This window comes from Fusobacterium sp. JB019 (genome assembly GCA_030673965.1).
Taxonomy (GTDB): domain Bacteria; phylum Fusobacteriota; class Fusobacteriia; order Fusobacteriales; family Fusobacteriaceae; genus Fusobacterium_B.
In genome coordinates this window covers 20573-38913 of record JAUTCN010000008.1, presented here as the reverse complement: position 1 = coordinate 38913, position 18341 = coordinate 20573, and the positions used below count along the sequence as shown (strand labels likewise).

General features: G+C 23.8%; 11 protein-coding genes. All 11 read right to left on the bottom strand.

Features of this window, described 5'->3' with window-relative positions; all coding sequences use genetic code 11:
• Positions 1 to 7 precede the first annotated feature (7 nt).
• The 11 genes from Q7K47_06465 to Q7K47_06415 all read right to left on the bottom strand — a co-directional run bounded on the left by Q7K47_06465 (position 8) and on the right by Q7K47_06415 (position 17715).
• Positions 8 to 1261 (bottom strand): hypothetical protein, encoded by a 1254-nt coding sequence (locus tag Q7K47_06465; GenBank protein MDP0506865.1) that lies wholly within the window; start codon positions 1259 to 1261, stop codon positions 8 to 10.
• Positions 1261 to 1995 (bottom strand): OmpA family protein, encoded by a 735-nt coding sequence (locus tag Q7K47_06460; protein MDP0506864.1) that lies wholly within the window; start codon positions 1993 to 1995, stop codon positions 1261 to 1263. Before Q7K47_06460 ends, Q7K47_06465 begins: the two co-directional genes overlap by 1 nt.
• Positions 1996 to 2012: 17 nt before the next feature.
• On the bottom strand, positions 2013 to 4106 hold the full coding sequence (gene zorA / locus Q7K47_06455) for an anti-phage ZorAB system protein ZorA (protein MDP0506863.1): 2094 nt from the start codon (positions 4104 to 4106) through the stop codon (positions 2013 to 2015).
• A 154-nt stretch (positions 4107 to 4260) separates the two neighbouring features.
• Positions 4261 to 4896: a TetR/AcrR family transcriptional regulator gene (locus Q7K47_06450; protein MDP0506862.1), complete on the bottom strand. Its 636-nt coding sequence runs from the start codon at positions 4894 to 4896 to the stop codon at positions 4261 to 4263.
• Between the two features lie 370 nt (positions 4897 to 5266).
• Positions 5267 to 6097: a GIY-YIG nuclease family protein gene (locus Q7K47_06445; GenBank protein MDP0506861.1), complete on the bottom strand. Its 831-nt coding sequence runs from the start codon at positions 6095 to 6097 to the stop codon at positions 5267 to 5269.
• A 178-nt stretch (positions 6098 to 6275) separates the two neighbouring features.
• On the bottom strand, positions 6276 to 9281 hold the full coding sequence (locus Q7K47_06440; GenBank protein MDP0506860.1) for a DEAD/DEAH box helicase family protein: 3006 nt from the start codon (positions 9279 to 9281) through the stop codon (positions 6276 to 6278).
• Positions 9282 to 9296: 15 nt separating this feature from the next.
• Entirely contained in the window at positions 9297 to 11258 is a 1962-nt protein-coding gene (locus tag Q7K47_06435) for a site-specific DNA-methyltransferase (GenBank protein ID MDP0506859.1), read from the bottom strand.
• Positions 11259 to 11276: 18 nt separating this feature from the next.
• Positions 11277 to 11606 (bottom strand): YjcQ family protein, encoded by a 330-nt coding sequence (locus Q7K47_06430; GenBank protein ID MDP0506858.1) that lies wholly within the window; start codon positions 11604 to 11606, stop codon positions 11277 to 11279.
• Between the two features lie 3 nt (positions 11607 to 11609).
• Entirely contained in the window at positions 11610 to 13763 is a 2154-nt protein-coding gene (locus Q7K47_06425) for a hypothetical protein (GenBank protein ID MDP0506857.1), read from the bottom strand.
• Positions 13764 to 13786: 23 nt separating this feature from the next.
• On the bottom strand, positions 13787 to 14497 hold the full coding sequence (locus Q7K47_06420; protein MDP0506856.1) for a DUF4391 domain-containing protein: 711 nt from the start codon (positions 14495 to 14497) through the stop codon (positions 13787 to 13789).
• Between the two features lie 11 nt (positions 14498 to 14508).
• On the bottom strand, positions 14509 to 17715 hold the full coding sequence (locus Q7K47_06415; protein ID MDP0506855.1) for a helicase-related protein: 3207 nt from the start codon (positions 17713 to 17715) through the stop codon (positions 14509 to 14511).
• Positions 17716 to 18341: the final 626 nt, after the last annotated feature.

Here is an 18341-nt window from a genome sequence, read left to right as displayed (position 1 = left end):
CTTCCTCCTATTTATAACCTAACTGACTTAATTTATATTTGAAGTTTTCTTGCCAATCTCCTGAATGATTCCATCCATATTTTATATTAGTTGCTTTTAGTTTTATTGGATTATCTGAATTCTTAAGTGTCCACATACTAAGAGTTCTAAATCTTTGTTTATTCCTTATTTCTTTTAAACTTAAATCATTTTTAGAATAAACATAGCTCGCATTTCCTTTTTTCCCAAATTCAATAATTGTATGATTTTTAAATTCCATTACAATAGCTTGACCTAATTCTCCAAAAAAATCTATTTTATCTAAATAATCAATATATCTTCTCCAAAACTCTGTTCTTTCAGGTTCATTTACTTCTCTTGTAAAGAATTTTTCTAATTTTTCTCCTAACATCCATTTTTTAAATGTCTCTTTTTCTTCATCGCTAAAATCTTCCCAATGCCCTGTATAATCTCTATCATCCTTATCTATTTCTCCTAATTTTTCATACATATCCATAAACCAAATATTTGGATACTTATCAATAGATATATTTTTATAGAAATATAATATCATTTTATATATTTCTTTTTTTTCAACTAAATTAGTCAAAGTTTCTTTAAATAAATCAAATATTTTTTTATTGTTTAAAAAATCATTTTCAAAAGACATGTTACATAATCTTTTTAATAAAAATTTTCTAAATATAAAATTAAAAGCACTAGTAGTTCGTGAAATATAATAATCTATTTCAAAATCATTTATATCTAAATTTTCTGATTTAATAATTTTATAAAATTTTTCTTCAAAAAAATCTACAATACTTTTATTAGAATTTTTAACTTGCATAAATATATTAACTTTTGGTAAATTAGATTGTTCCTCATGAATATATGATAAATCTGAAATTTTAAATATTCTTTCTATAATTTCTTCATTAGTAAAAAAGTTGATTATATTATTATATAATGATTCTATAATTTGAGAATCCAAAACAATATTTTCATCTAATCTTAAAAGTCCTGCAACCTTATCTAAAAATAATTTAAATTCCTGTTTATATTCCTCTTCAAATATTTCCTTTGTATTTGGTAAATTATATAAAATAGAAAACAAAGAAGTTTTATTTATTCTTTCTTTTTTATAAATAGTTTTTATTATCATCAGTAAATCAACAGAAGTTGCTTTATAAGCTAAGCTTTTCCACTGTACATCGATTTTTCTAGCTATTTTTTTTAATTCTTTACATTTATATTTATTCCACCTAATCTCTACCCTTCTCATTAGCTCACTTCACTTTTCAATAAATCTTTTATCATTTTTATAGATTCTTCATTATTTAATCTAAACTGAAATTCTACTCTTCTACTTTTTTTTCTATCTACGATTCTACTATTAGGTTTATAAATTAATTTCATCTTTCCTCTTCCATTAGCAGTTATAACTTTTTTTAACTCTTCTTTTCCTTTAAAATAAGGAATCTTACCACTATATATAAATTGAACTACTGCAAAAGCTCTTCTTTGTGACAAATCTAAATTATAAAGATACATTCCTTTATTATCAGTATGTCCTTCTATAATAATTTGAGTTACACTCTTTTTAAATTCATCTGATAATAATACTGAAACATATTTTGGAATAAATTCTTTTAAAAATTCTTTTCCTTCTGGTTTTAACTCTGCACTATTAAAATTAAATAAAATACTATCATCTAATTTAATATTACCTGTTTTGCTATCAATATCCACATGTAAGTTTTCTTCTTTAAATTTTTTCATTAATTTAGCTATTATCTCTTCTTTTACACCTGTAGTTCTTTCAAAAACTTTTATTTTATTTTGCAAATTTTTTATTTGTTTTTTTGCTCTTTCTCCATCTTCTATTTTTTTATTTATATCTAATATTTGCAAAACAAATAATAAAATAAATATTATTAAAGCTCCTGCCATTAAATCCCCTATAGACATCCAATAATTTGAATTTTCTCCTGAGGATTTTCTAATTCTTCTACGCATCTATAACACCTCTAAATTTAATTGGATTTTTTTATTTCTTCTACTTTTTCATTTAATAATCTCTTTTCTTCTTGGAATTCTTTAACTAATACTTCTTTTGTATCTAATAAACTATTTGTAAATTTTTGCATTTTATTTTCAAAATTATTTAAAGTAATATTAAATTTATCTACTATAGTTGATAAATTTGAGTCATAACTTTCAAAAGTTTCTGATGTTTTACCAATTGTATTTTTAGTCTCTGCTAAATTCTCAGAAAAATACTGCATTTTATCTTGGAATACTTGCAATACTCCATTAAATTTATCTACAACTAAAGCTAAGTTAGAATCATAATCTTTAAATAGTTCTGATAAACCTCTTCTTATTTCATTTGTATAATCAACTGTTTGATCCTTTATAACTGTTTGATATTGTTCTGATATATTTTTTATTATCTCTCTAAATTCTAAAGATGTTTGTTCTAAATTTTCTTTATATAATTTTGAATTTTTATCTAAATTACTATTTACTTCTTTAAAAGATTCACAGTAAGATGTCCATAAATTTTTAAGTTCTATGTCAGCTTCTTTATTACTTCTAACTTCTTCTAAAACTTCTTTTATTTCATCAACAAATATTTCATTTTTATTTAAAATTTCTAAATTATTATCCTGAATATCAGTCATTTCTTTTGCTATATTTTTAGTTTTTTCTTCAAAAACCCCATAATCAGCTGAAATATTTTGTATTTTTTCACATGCAGATACTAAATTTAAATGTATAGCTTCATATTGAGATACTATTTTTTCATTATTTTCTTTATAATTTATATTTATATTTTCCAATAATTCTTTAGTTGTTTCATTTGATTGATCTAACATACTTTTAAACTCTACTTTAGTTTCTTTGCTATCTTTTATAGCTTCAACATAAGAATCTTTTAACTCTTTTAATTCCATAACAGCTATATTCATTTGATCTTTAAATTCTAACATTTTATCAGAATTAGTTTTAAATATTTCTAAAGTTTGATTTAAAGACTCCTGCATTCCATTTATAAAATTTTCACTAAATACATTATCAAAAGCTGATGTTAATGTTTCTTTAAAATCACTTCCTATATTATTTGAAAATTTACCTAAAGTTTCTGTCATTGAAACTCCTATTTTTTCAATTTGGTTTCCTAGTAATCCACTTGTTTCTTTATTTGTTTCACTTATAGAGCTTAATTTTTCCATAATTTCATCGTAAACTTTATCTTTTACTCTTTTAGGAAATTTTTCATTAATTATATTTTTTAAATTAAATATAGATTTTTCTATTTCTCCAAAATAAATATGATAAAAAAAAGTTAATACTAAAGAAAAAGATAAACCAAATAAACTTGTATAAAAAGCTGTTTTAACACCACTTAAAAGCTCTCCAACACTTCCTTGAATTCCTTGAATATTACTTAAATTTAAATGAGACAACCCCTTAGTTAATCCATAAAATGTTCCTAACATTCCTATTCCAACTAATGCTTGTGGAATATATAGAAAGAATCTTGATCTTATTTGTTCTTTATATAAGATATCAAAATTAAATATTTCTTCTGCATCTATTGTCTGATATCTTTTATTCTCTTTTAAATATAAAGTTTCTATATATTCTTTCCAACGGCTTACTAGATTAGATTCTATACTTATATTTTTTATATTTTCATTTATATTTTCAAAATTATTATCTCCATCTTGAAATATCTCTTTTATTTTCTTTAAATCTGATAATTTTTTCTTGTCTCTTACAACTCTTATCAAAAGAGTTAAAATAAATAATAATGACATTAACATTAAAAAATATTCATTATCTGAAAAATTTTTATTTTTAATATAAATAACATTATTATCTTTTATTTCTTTTTTTAATAATTCGTCTTTTAGTAATTCCTGAACATATTTTTTCTGATTATCTAATAATAGTTCTCCAGAAAAAGATTGACTATTATTCTTTGTTAAATTTAATATTGAAACTTTTTCTGGAGTTCTTAAAGTTTCATAGCCTTTATATGAAATAAAACATCCAGCTATAAACAAAGCACCTAAAACGACTATACTCATCCAAAAACTTATATTCCTTTTTTTCCTCATTTTTCACCCCTATGTATTTAATTTAATATATTTAAAAAAATCCATTTTATTCTACCATATTTTTATATTAATTTATCAATTATTTATAAATATTTTCAATATATATCAAAAAAAAGCCTTGATTTAACAAGGCTTTTCTATTAATTACTGCTATTTATTTTAGTATTAATTTTAATATACATTTTTTCATAAAGCTAACTTCATAATCTATATCTATTTTTTTTACTAATTTTTTTGTTTCTTCCACACTTATAATCTCACTTTTACTAACTAATGGGACAACAACATTTTCATAATAAGTATCTACTAAACCGCTTATCATTCCCACATATCTTTCAATTTCTTCTTCTTTTGTTATATCTATTTGTTCTTTATATTTATTTAAAATTAATCTTATAAAATTTCCTCTTCTCAAACGCATAGAAAATAATTCTTCTCTAACTCCTTTTTCTAAGTCTTCTCTACACTCAAACAATTTCATCATTATAATAAAAAATTCAGGATCTTCTATGGGTACTCTAGTAACATTATAAGCATACTTTTCAAAGGCATTGGTTAAAGAAATTTCATCTTTTAAAATCAACTGATTTTTTTCTTTAATATTTGATATTCTATCTAATATTAAAGCTACAACTAATTCACTTTTTGATTTAAAATAAGTATAAAAACTTCCTTTAGCTATCCCTACTTCATTTGTTATTTCTTGAACGCTAGTCTTTTTATAACCTCTTTCAATTATTATCTTTCTAGCTGCTGCCATAATTTCCTTTTTTCTTAATTCTCTTTTCATAAAATCTCCTGTATATAAGTTATTTTTCAGCTTCTATATTGCCTTTTATATTTTTTAAGTTATTATAGCATATTTTCTTAATTTTAACCTCTAAAAAACTTGATTTATACTAGTTTATAAGTATTTTTGTACATATTACGGTAAACATTTATGCTTTTTTCACTATTTTTAGATTTTTTTGATTTTAAACTTTTAAAAATAAAGAACTTACAAATAGGGTTGGTAGGCTTATTAAGTGCCTTCTAGAGCATCTTTTTTCGCCTATATAAACACAAAGGGACCTTGTAATCAGCTTCTTATTTAGCCAATCACAAGGCCCTTCTTATTTTGTAACGATATGTAATTACAACCCTTAAGCAACTATCTCTTCTTAATTTTCTTCCAATTCTTTCAATGTTTTCCCATCTTTATTTTTCCACATTTTAGGTCCATTTTGATTTTTACCAGTTACAAAAACTGCTGCTGCACTAGGACTATTAAAAAGTAGATCTTCTATAGTTTCTAAATTTTTAATTTTATCTTTATATTTTATTCTAAGAGCTTTATATCCATTTGGAATATAGTCTTTCACTTCTTCTATAATTTGGCTTCCTTTTAATAAAACAAATCCTTCACTAGTCATTAATGCCTTAGCTTTTATATTTTTATAATTTAAATACAAAATTTCTTCAGTTTCTTTTTCTAATTTTTCTTCAGAAACTAAAGGTTCAAAAGCTTTATAACCTAAAGTATTAATTAAAATTTTTGTATTATCTATAAATTCAACCATTTCAGCTTCTTCAGCATCAGATATTGATGATTTTGACGGTTCATTTTTATTTATAACTTTATATTGATTTGACTTTATTGCTAAATTATAAAAAGAATTTTCTAAATATTTTATATGAGCTTTATTCAAATTATTTCTATCGCTTATAACAAATAAACATTCTGTCCAAAAATCTTTTTCTTTAAGATGCTGTTTCAATCTTTCTTCTATATTTTCAGCTTCTCCTATATATACACTTTTCTTATTAGTTTCTTCATCATAACCTATTAAAAAGTAGACTCCTGTTAAAGCTATTTCTTTTATATTTGATTTATTCACTAAATTTCTAGGTATCCTAAAGACTCTTCCCATCCAATTTGATAATTCACAAGAAGCTTTTCCACTAGATTCCCCATCCATTAAAAATATCTTTATAGTTTTCCCATAAGCCATATTTCACTCCCTTTTATCATATTAATTAAAATTTATATTTACAAAACATATCTATTTTGATAAAATTAATTACCGAAACCGGAGGGGATATATTCATGTTCGCATGATTATATGCCCTTCTTTAATTTTAAATTATATAATTCCGTTAATCATTTAAACAATTAACGGAATCTATTATTTAAATTTTATCAAAAAAACTTCCTAAACTTTTTATTGGAGCCTTATATTCTACTCCTGTACCTAAAGCTTCAAAATGTTTTCTCGCACATTTAATTTTATTCTGTTCATCTATTCTTAATTCTGATATATAATTAGTTCCCTTTGTCTCTATTACAAAATATAATTTTTCTGATAAATCTTCATTTAAAAGTACTACCCAATCTGGATTATAAGAACCTAAAGGAGTATCTATCTTAAACCAAGAGGGAAGCTTTGCATAAAACTTAACATTCTCTGATTTTTCCATATCCACTACAAAAGGATTTTCTATTGTACTAGAATCATAAACCACATAATTATAAGGAGATTTTTTACTTTCTATTAAATTTCCGTTTTCATTAGCTTGCGTTTTCAAATATCCAATTAATTCTTTATCTTCAAATAATTCTTGGCAATAATATTCACTTTCTCCTAGTTTTTCATATTTTATTCCATCTACAACAAAACTTTTCATTATTCTTTTTATAATATCTGTTGCTTGTTCTAAATAAAGTTGAGGATTCTTTTTAAAGGCATTTAAAGTTTTACTTGTTGTTAAAATCTTAACGATTGCTTTTCTTGTTAAATTAGTCTCATTTTGCAAATATGAAAGAATATCTGGTAATCTATAATTATAGTCTATATGTTTCAACTCTTCTTCTACCCCTGAAATTTGTCCTAAATTTACTCCTGATTTTTCAAGTTTTAGTTTTACTTTAGAATAAGTTTCTTTAACTTTTGATATATAAATTTCTTCATCTAAGCCCTCAACACATTTTTTTATCAATTTTTCTTCATCAAAATCAACAAAATAAGTAGTTCTATATTTAACCTTATCCCATAATTCTTTGAACTCTTCACTTAAGAAAACTTCCTTATTTATTTTAACTTTCACTTTTTTATCAGCATCTTTTATTGTTAATTTACCTACTGAAGATTTTATTTTCTTTGCTATTGTTTCTTTAAAACTTTCAAATTCTTTTGGAACTTCAAATGTATCTGTTTTTAAAGCTGTTTTTAACTTATCTTCAGGAACTCCCTTTTCATTTATATAATCATTAGCTATTAAATGATTATATAGCTCTTTAGATTTTTCATGTCCCAAATAAACTTCTTTTCCATTCTTTATTTCTATAACAATATTAGAAAATATAAATTCCTCTATTATTCCAAAACTAACATTCTCTTCTTTTCCTATTTCATTTTGTAACCCATCTGCAAATTCTTCATAAGATTCATTAGCCATAACTGTTAATGTATTAACTTCAAATCCTTTTACTCTTTCACCATTTTGATTTACAGCTATTCTAAGACCTCTCCCTATCTTTTGTCTTTTACTCATTTCTGATTTTGTTTCAACTAAAGTACAAATTTGAAATACATTTGGATTATCCCAACCCTCTTTTAAAGCTGAATGTGAAAATATAAAAGAAAGTGGTTCTTTAAAACTTAATAATTTTTCTTTTTCTTTCATTATTTTATTAAATGTTTCATTATCTGAAGCAGTGTTTCCTTTGGTATCTTTTTCCTCATAATAATCTTTTCCTGTTTTTTTATTTCTTTTTTTATCTTTTGAGAAATAACCATCGTGAACTATTTCAGCTCTTTCTTTTATTGAAAAAGCCCCATCTAAAATATCATTGTATTTTCCTGTTTCTAATAATTTTCTATATTCTTCTTCAAATATTTTAGCATACTTACCCTTATGAGGATTTCCTTCTTCATCATAAATTCTATAATTTGCAACTTTATCTACAAAAAATAAAGATAAAACTTTTATCCCTTGAGATTTTAGTCTTAATTGTTTGTCTAAATGTTCTTGGACTGTTCTTCTTATTTGAAGTCTTTTTATTATATCTGGTTCTAAACCACCATTAACTTGATCTAACTTTAATTTTACTTTTCCTAAATCTATCCATTCATCACCAGATTTAACAGAAATATCTATAACTTCATAACCATCATATATGCTTCTTTTAGCTTTTTGTGATAGATCTTCTCCTTTTATTACTTTCACTTCTTTTCTTGAAACTTTTTTACCAGATTTAACATCCATTTCTAGCTTAGCACTGATCATTCCAGTTTTTTTATTTAAATTTACACTTAATAACTTTATATAATCTGTATTATTAGTTTCTGTTATTCCTACAGTAGCAACCTCTATTTGTTTTACTAATTGCTTCTCATAAGCATCAATAGAATTCAATTTATATACATAATTATATTTCTTTTTATGTGTTGCTGAATATCTTAAAGTGCATATTGGATTTAGATTACTAAGAGCCATTTTAGATTTTTCACTTTCCATATTTTGAGGCTCATCCACTATTACTATTGGATTAGTTTCTTTAATAAATTCCATAGGTCTTTCATAACCAATAGCTTCTGAACTATCACTTGACTTATTTAATATATTACTTTCTTTATTGAATGAATCTCTATTTATTATCATTATTTGAATATTATTACTTTGAGCAAAATTAATAATATTTGAAACCCTTTTAGAATCATAAGTGAAATAGTCATAAGTAACATTATTGTAAAGTTCTGAAAAATGTTCTCTTGTTATTTCTAACGTTTTAAATACTCCTTCTTTTATAGCTATTGAAGGAACTACAATTATAAATTTTAAAAATCCATATAACTTATTTAATTCTAGGATAGTTCTTAAATAAACATAAGTTTTCCCTGTTCCTGTTTCCATTTCAACTGTAAAATTATAGTCAGAAGGTGATATTTTTTTAGTTTTTGAAAGTCCATTTCTTTCTTGGATATTATTTAAATTTTCTAAAATTTCTTCTGGAAGCAAAGATATTTTATTTCCAATACCATTACTAAAAGCTTCAATTCCATTAGTGTACTGCACTCCTTGTTTTTTCATAATACTAAACATTGTATTACAAGTTTCTTGTCCTTTAAAAATATCAGTTATAGACTTTATTGCTTCCTCTTGATATTTTAAATTATTTTCAAATTTTATTTTCAAAATTATCACCTCCTTTTATATTATAATTATTTCTTTTATTCCCGCTTGTTCTAATTCATGTTTTTTATTTGTTTTTTCAACTGAATCTCTAAAAGAAGTTTCTCTTAAAACAACTGTAGTTTTATGATCTTCATCTATTTCTAAAGTTTTTCTATAGTCATCACAGATAGCTTTTATAGTATCATCATCTATAACTTTATCTAAATTTATACGAAGTGTTCCTCCTGCTACTGAGTAAAATTTACCCTTGTCTTTTATTTTAGAATCTAGTGGTAATCCATATTTTAAAAGCACTTCATAAACTATATCTAAAGAAGTTCTATCTGATTTTAAATTATCCATAAAATCAAGTAATGATGTTTCTAAATCTTCTGTTTCACTATCCCATTCTTTAATATTTGATGTTTCTAATTTAAATACTTTAAATCCTATATCTGGAACTTTTTTAGGCTCTTCTCCTAACTTTAATTGTTGATTTTCTGTTTCTACCTCTTCTTTTACTTGTTCTCCTGCTCTTCTTATTCTTTCTTTTCCTATTTCACATATATTTTTATATCCATTTTTAAAAGCTTCTGACTTTTCACCTGTTTCTTCTTGTAATTGCACCATTATATATTTTCTCTTTCCTCCATCTTCAGCATTAAGTTTCATTACTGCATGTGCTGTTGTTGCTGAACCAGAGAAGAAATCTAAAATAATTGACCTCTTGTCAGAAAGCATTTCACCAATTAACCTTATCAATTCAACAGCCTTTGGATTTTCAAAAATTAAAAAACCAAATTTTTGTTTTTGCCATCTTGTATCAGTTGAATTATCTATATACCAAAAACTATCCGGAACAGATATATCTTCACCAGTTAAATAAGATTTTATCCTTGGTGGCGTTTTAGGGTCTCCAAAATATATTAATTTTTTTTCTACAAGTTTATCCAATTCATCTTTAGATTTAGCCCAACCTCTTGGTGGAATAGGACAAGGTTTTTTTGTTTCAGAATTAATAATAGTGTAATCTTTTGCCCCACCTTCCCTTGAAAGATTATCATCCATAAATACACCTTGTTCATCTATTTTATTCCATCTACTCAAATGAGCATATTTTGGTCTTTTATATAACTCTTTGATTTCATCAAGAATATCATCTAAACTAAGTCCTTCTTTTTTCAATTTCTCATAAATTCTAACTATATCCTTGGCTCCCTTTTTTTCCATTCTCCAACATACATTTTTTAATTCATCTTTATTTTTTGCATAGCATAGAAAGTATTCACAGGAAATACTCACCAGATTAGCTTGGTTTTTATTAGAATTATTCTTGTGAATAAATTTTGCAATAAAATTTATTTCGTCAAATATTTCATCACATATTTTTCTTAAATTATGCACTTCATTATCATCTATTGAAATAAATATTACTCCATCTTCCCTTAAAAGATTTCTTGCTAACTTTAATCTTGGATACATCATATTAAGCCAATTTGAATGATATCTTCCCTCTGTTTCTTTATTAGTAGATTGTTTATCACCATCTTCATCTACTTGCCCTGTTACTTTTAAGTAATTTTCTAGATTATCTTTAAAATTATCTTTATAAACAAAATCTTTCCCTGTATTATAAGGAGGATCTATATATATCATTTTTACTTGTTCATAATATGATTTTTGCAATAATTTTAAAACTTCTAAATTATCCCCTTCTATATATAAATTTTCTGTATTATCCCAGTCTTTAGAATCTTCTTTAGCTGGTCTTAAAGTTCCTTTACTTGGATCTCTTGCTATTTTTTTAGCTTGCTCTTTTCCATTCCAACTAAAATAATATTTTTCATTTTCTGTTTCAATCTCTTCTCCCAGATTTTCTTTCAACGCTTCAAAATCTATTTTTCCTTCAGTAAATATATCTGGAAAAATTTCCTTTAATTTTTCTATATTATTTTTTGTTATATCTAGCGTTTCTCCATTCATTTTCTCAACCTTCATTATTTACTCCTTTAAAATTTATAGTCCTGGAATCCATTCTTTTGCTTCTTTTAATGCTTTATATACATTTTTCATTACTGTATTCTCTTCCAAATATTCCATTCCATCTAATGTTAATCTTGGACTTGAAATACTTATAGTTGAAGCTCCATTAATACTTCTTGAAATTTTTATTCCTTTAATATAACCATTTTCATTTAGTGTTTCTAATATATCTTCAAATCTTTTTTCATCAATCTCTAATTTTTCTAAATCAAATTCTTTATCAAAATTAAAATCTTCTTTATCCCTTGAAAGATCTATTATTTTCAAAATTCTATAAACAGTTTTCATATAATTACTTACCATTTTTTACCTCCAATTATTTTTTAAATTTTCATATAAATTTTTCAAATGATTGCTAGATATATCAATTAATGGTTCATACATAAATGAATTTAAATGTATATTTTCTGCAGTCATTAAATTAACTTCTTCTATTAAATTTAAATTATCTTTATTTAATTTTAATTCTTTATATTTATCTGTTAAATCTCTAGTTTGATTTTTATCTTTTGATTTATAACTACTATCTTTTTCTAAAATATCTTTAAACATATTTTTTTCGCACCTTAATCTACACGCCATAGATAAAAGTATTTTATCTTCTAAGTTAATGCTCTCCTGGGTATTTTTAATTAATTTTTCTGATTCATTAAAAAGCACATCAATAACTTTTCTACCATCATTCTTAATTTTTTCACCATTATGAAACCATGAAGTTATATAACAATTTTTCAAATCTTCCACTTTTATACTTTCTGTATCTTCAAATTTATAATGTAATAAATTAGTTAAAAATATATAATTTTTATCCCAATCTCCTGTTTCATCTTTTGCTCCAATAGAATATTCTATTAAGTTTCTAACAAATGGAATTGTTGCAACTAGAAGTTTTTCATTAGATAAAATTTTGGGTTTCCAATAAGTAAATACACTTTTAAAATATTGCCCTTTTTCAAGTTTAATTTCCCCATTAGATTTTAAAGCTATCAAAGAATTCTTTTGCAACTCTAATCTAGATGCTATAGTTCTATAAAAATCAAAATTATGAGTTAATATAATTATTTTAAAATTCTCTTCTTTTAATAAATCATTTAAATACTCTATAATGGCATATTTATTTTTATAATCAAAAGAATCTGCAATATCATCTAATATTAACAGTTTTTCTTTATTTTCTTTTTTTAGATTTTCTATTTCATATGTTATCTCTAGCAAATAAAATGCTCTTTTTTCTCCTGTACTCAATATATCATTCTTTAATTCCTGACCCGAAAGTTTCTTTCCTGAATATATAAAATTTATTCTTGGTTCTTCTATTCCAACTAAAACATTTTCTTTGTTTTCAATTTGTACTTCAAATGGCAACTGAAATCTTTGATTAAACTTTTCTATTGTTTCTTCCCATAAAGTTTTCTCTGCCTTTGCTTTCTCTAAAATATTTGTTATTTTTCCATAATTTTCTTCATATTTTTCTTTTAATTTCTTATATTCTTCTTCTCCTAGCAAAAAATAACTTTTCCAAATTTTTCTTTGAAATAATTCTAAATTTTCTAACTCTAAAATTAATTCTGGTTTTTCTTCTAAAATTTCTCTTAATTTCTTTGTTTCTTGATTTTTTAGTAATCTATCTATACTTTGAAATATTTTCAAAAGATTTTTATCTGCTAAAATATTATTTTTCTCTTCTTCTAATGCTTCTTTAAATTCTGTATCATTTGAAACTTCTTTCCCATTAGCCAAAATTAATTTATTATCAATAGAAAAAAATCTATTCTTTTCTATTGATTTAATAATTTCATCAAAATTATTATGATTTATACCACCTTTTTTAAATAACTTAGAATTTTCAAGCAATTCATCATATAAGTCTATATATTTTTCTATATTCTCTTGAAAAGTTCTCTTTTTCATTAAAGCTATCGCCTTATCATTAAATATTTCTAAATATTTATAATTTAAATTTTGTATGATTTTTATATCTTCTCGTTCTATATCTATAATATTTTTTACAGATAATTTCTTTTCATAAAATTTATTAAATTCAGACTCTAAACTATTTTTTTTACCTCCAAATGTTTCTAAAACTTTTTTTAAAAATACATCCTTAGCTGTTTCTATCTCTTTTACTAAGCGATCATATTCTTCCTTTATTTCATTTTTTAATAACAATTTTGATAAATTTTTACATTGATAAGTTTCTTCATATGAATTAATAACAAATATTTTTTCAGCATCTAATTCCCCTTCATCAGTTATTAAGCTATATTCTCCATCACTACCCTTAATTTGTTCCTTTGGCATTTGCCCATTCATTATATCTTTAAAGGTTTTTGCAAAAGATGTCTTCATCGTTCCATTAGGAGCATAAATCATATACATATTTTTATCTTTAAATTTAAAATCATATTCTAACAAATTAATACCATAGCAATCTTTCAAACGAACATCCAATGTTTCCATTACTCTCATCCCCTTATAGATTATTATTTAACTAAATTTCTTCTTTCTAAAATTAACTCTAATAATTTTTCTTGTATTTCTGCCACTTGTTTTATTTGAGTTTCTTTTTTTCTTTGATTTTTTAATATGTCTATTTTTTCATTAATTTTTTCTAATTTTTCTAAAAATAATTTATCTCCTATAGCATTTTTAATATTTATTTTTTCTTTACTCGCTTTTATTTCAATATATAATTTTATTCTCTCTAAAATACTTTCATAAAAAGTTTTTAAATTAGTTAAATCATAATTTCTATAATTTAAGCTTTCTATAAATTCCTTTTCCTTTTCTTCCTTAAACCAACCTGTATTATAAATTTTTTCTATTGTTTGCAAATTTTTTCCTATTTTTTTATTTGCACAGGAAAGATAAGTTAAATTATCATATTTAAGTTCTAATACTGTTTGTCTTGGAAATATCTTATGAAAAATATCTACTATTTTTTCTTCTTTCCCCTTCTTTTTAAGCTCAATTTTTAAGAAAAGTATTTCTTCATAAACTTCTTTTGATTCCAAATCTCTATAAGTTTTAATATTACTTCCCTCTTCTTTTATAGAACTTCTTATTTTTATCTTCTCAATATTATCAACAAATAATTTTTTAGTTACTTCCTTTGCATCTATCTGCTTATATATCAGTTCTTTTGGCAAAAATTTATCCATTTTAAATTCTTTTGAAAATCCAAAATAATCCATAAGTATTCCCCCTACTTAATAACTAAAAATGATATTAACTCAAAATCATCTAAATTTTTATTTTCTCCTTGAATGTTACTTAATCCAAAAGAAAACAAACTTTCTAACCCTTTTTCTTCTTCTTTTCCTATTATATTTTCAACTGTAGCTTCTAAGAATTTTGTAAATTTTGTCATATCATCAGCGTTATCTGTTTCTAAGTTAAAATTACTTATTAATTCTTTATAAAGTTCATTTTTACCACTACATAATTTCTTATATAAATCTAATATTTTTTTGCTTTGAATAAAGTTATATAATATATCTCCATTATCTTTAATGTATACTAAAAAGAATGGATTCAATGGATTATTTTCACTAGGTTTTATATCTTTATTTATTTGTTTTAGACAAAATATAACTCCTTTTTCAGCTTCAGATATATTTTGCTTAGCTATAGCATACATTCCTGTAGGTATATTCACCATATCTTGATTATTATTCTTCTGAAAATTAACTAAATCCATTTTAAAATCATTAAAATTTAGATCTGTAATAGATATATTTCCATTTATATCCTCTAAATCTATTACTTGATCTTGTAATTGTTTTAATTGTCTTTTTCTGTATTCTAAATCATTCATAGAATTTTCATTTTCATCTATAACATTATCTTCACCTGTTGCAGACATATCAAGCATTACCATCCTACCTGTAACTCTTGATTCTAGATTAATATATTCATCTAGCTCCATATTTGGCCAAAAATTACATAACTGAATTATTTTATTTTGAGAACCTATTCTATCTATTCTTCCAAATCTCTGAATAATTCTTACAGGATTCCAATGAATATCATAATTAATTAAATAGTCACAATCTTGTAAATTCTGACCTTCAGATATACAATCTGTTGCTATTAACAAATCTATTTCTTTCCCCTCTTCTCGTCTTCCCTTTGATCTAGGAGAAAAATTAGTTAATATATTATTAAATTCTTTAAATTTTAATTTTAAGTTTGTTCTAGGTTTATCACTACCAGTTACAATAGCTGAATATATCCCTTCTTTCTCCAAAGCTTTATAAATATTTTCATACAAATATTTAGCTGTATCTGCGTAAGCTGTAAAAACTAAAACTTTTTTATTTTCTCCATTAATTGGATTATTAATTTTTTCTCTTATAATTTCTTTTAATTTTCTTAATTTTTCATCACGAGAAACATTTATTTTATATGTTTCTTTTATAATTTTCTCTAATATTTTTTTGTCATATTCTAAATCACTTTTCCACTTCAATTTATCAATATCATTAATTAAAACTTTTACTTTTTTACTTCCCACTGTATAATCTTGAAGTCTTGGATCTTCTAAATCTAAGCCTTCAAAATCAAATTCTTCTATATTATCAGCCATATCTAATTTCTGTAAAATAATATCAATATGAGTTAATAATTTCCCAACAGTAAGCCCAAAAGAATGAATTGAACTTTCCAATCTTTTTAATATATTTACTCTCATTAAATTAACCAAACTTTCTTCTCTATCTATTTGTCTAAAAGTAGAATTTTTCATTTTAGTATCATAAAGTTTATTATAATAATTTATTTTATGAGGCAAAACATATTTTATCGGAGAATACATAGCCATATTTAGCATTCTTATTTTTTTATTCAAATCTTTTAATTCCATAAAATTATCTTCTGTATCTATTTTAGCTTTTATATTTTTAGGCTTTAATCTTTCTGGAAATTCACCTATACTAGAAGTATCATAATATTTTTGAATATGTCTTCTAGATCTAGCTATAGTGACCATATCTAGTAACTTAAAATAATCCATATTTAATTTTTCAAGTAAAGATTCTAAAGTTTTTTCTTCTTCTATTTGTTCATTCCAACTATTAAAAGCCATTTGAGCCTTTCTTAGAGTTTGTTCTATACTTTTTATTCCATAATTAGATAGTGCTCCGTCATTTCCTTCTGTTGCAAAAGCTATTTGATTTTTTAAATCATTCATTTTATTATTCACAGGAGTAGCTGAAAGCATAAGGACTTTTGTTTTTATTCCTGCTTTAATTATCTTTTCTAAAAGTCTAGAGTATCTTGTCTCTTTTCCTTCTTTACTTGGATTATTATTATTTCTAAAATTATGAGATTCATCAATTACAATCAAATCATAATTTTCCCAGTAAATTTTAGCTAAATCAATTTCACCACTTTTACCATGATATCTAGACAAATCTGTATGATTTAAAACATCGTAGTTTAATCTATCTTTTTCTAATATATTATCTATTCTATTTCCTTTATAAGTTAGCCAGTTATCTCTTAATTTTTTAGGACATAAAACTAAAACTCTTTTATTTTTTAATTCGTAATATTTAATTACAGCTAGAGCTTCAAAAGTTTTCCCTAATCCAACACTATCAGCTAAAATACATCCATTATATTTTTCTAGTTTATCTATAATCCCAAGAACTCCATCTCTTTGAAAATTATATAATTTATTCCATACAATACTATCCATAAAACCTGTTTTAGTTTGAACTATTTCTTCTTCTGTTAATCCTTGTAAATAGTCCTTAAATATATTATATAAAGTTATATAATATATAAATTCTGGAGTATTTTCTTTATATACTTGCTCTAAATTTTCTAAAACTGTTTTTTTTACATCTTTTACTTTTTCTTTATCTTCCCAATAAGCTTCAAATTTATTAATGAATTGTTTAGTTAAATTATTTTCTTTGATATATGTATTAAATTCCTCTTTTTTAGATGGAACTATCCCTAATCCACTTGCTGTAAAATCAGAGCTTCCAAAAATAGTAATATCCTCTTCCTTTTTATTCTCTACTAAAAACATTTTTTGAGGCAATTGATACTCTTCATCCCTTGCTCTAATTTCAACTTTTTTTCTTATCCATTCAGCACATTCTTTTGCTATTTCTGACTGCTTAAGTTCACCTTTCAGTTTCATCTCATACCTGTCTCCAGCTATTCCTCTTTCATAACTACCACTAAGTTTAAACTCTCTATTTATATCTTTTTTTTCTTTTATAAATGTTGGCTCAGAAAATAAAAGTCTTAATTTATCTATTTTATTTAATTCTTTTTTTAAATTTTCATATGCATATATTGTAAAATATGCCGAAATAATTGATAGTTTGCTACCTGTTTGTAAATTTTCTTTTAATTTATCATAAACTCTTTCACTTTTATTATCTAAAACTTCCATAAATTTCCCCCATAGTTTGTTTTTAAAAAGTCATTTTAATTTTACCACATTTTAAGATACGAATTCTATTTATTTTAAATATTCTTTAATATTTAAAAAGAGTTAACACTTTCTACAGCATTAACTCTTTCATTATTAAATACTCCTTTATTGTTTTCAATTATCCCCTTCCAAACACCCTCTTTTTAGCACCTAAAACCTTATTTTGTACTAATATATAAATACTTTTGTGCATATTCTAGTAAAAAATCATGTTTTTTTGACATTTTTCTGTTTTTTTGATTTTAATTCTTTAAAAATAAACAACTTACAAATAGGTTTAGTGAGCTTGTTAGACACCTTCTAGAACCTCTTTTTTCACCTATATAAACACAAAGGGACCTTGTAATTAGTTTCTTATTTAGCTAATTACAAGATCCCTTATTTTTGTAATAATCTACTATCACATTTGTTAAATTTCACTTAATTTTTTCATTTTTATTCTATCACATTTAAGATATTTTTATTAAGTTTTTTGAGCTTTGATAGATTACAAGTGTTTTATTTTCAAGTGTTATCTTTTATCTTGCAATATTTTTACAAAAGGAATATAATGGTGTGTCAGTCTAAAATTTAGTTAAAAGGAG

Coding starts and splice junctions, on each gene's coding strand:
- Q7K47_06465 (MDP0506865.1), bottom strand. CDS start 1,261: ATGAGAAGGGTAGAGATTAGGTGGAATAAATATAAATGTAAAGAATTA.
- Q7K47_06460 (MDP0506864.1), bottom strand. CDS start 1,995: ATGCGTAGAAGAATTAGAAAATCCTCAGGAGAAAATTCAAATTATTGG.
- zorA (MDP0506863.1), bottom strand. CDS start 4,106: ATGAGGAAAAAAAGGAATATAAGTTTTTGGATGAGTATAGTCGTTTTA.
- Q7K47_06450 (MDP0506862.1), bottom strand. CDS start 4,896: ATGAAAAGAGAATTAAGAAAAAAGGAAATTATGGCAGCAGCTAGAAAG.
- Q7K47_06445 (MDP0506861.1), bottom strand. CDS start 6,097: ATGGCTTATGGGAAAACTATAAAGATATTTTTAATGGATGGGGAATCT.
- Q7K47_06435 (MDP0506859.1), bottom strand. CDS start 11,258: ATGAAGGTTGAGAAAATGAATGGAGAAACGCTAGATATAACAAAAAAT.
- Q7K47_06430 (MDP0506858.1), bottom strand. CDS start 11,606: ATGGTAAGTAATTATATGAAAACTGTTTATAGAATTTTGAAAATAATA.
- Q7K47_06425 (MDP0506857.1), bottom strand. CDS start 13,763: ATGGAAACATTGGATGTTCGTTTGAAAGATTGCTATGGTATTAATTTG.
- Q7K47_06420 (MDP0506856.1), bottom strand. CDS start 14,497: ATGGATTATTTTGGATTTTCAAAAGAATTTAAAATGGATAAATTTTTG.
- Q7K47_06415 (MDP0506855.1), bottom strand. CDS start 17,715: ATGGAAGTTTTAGATAATAAAAGTGAAAGAGTTTATGATAAATTAAAA.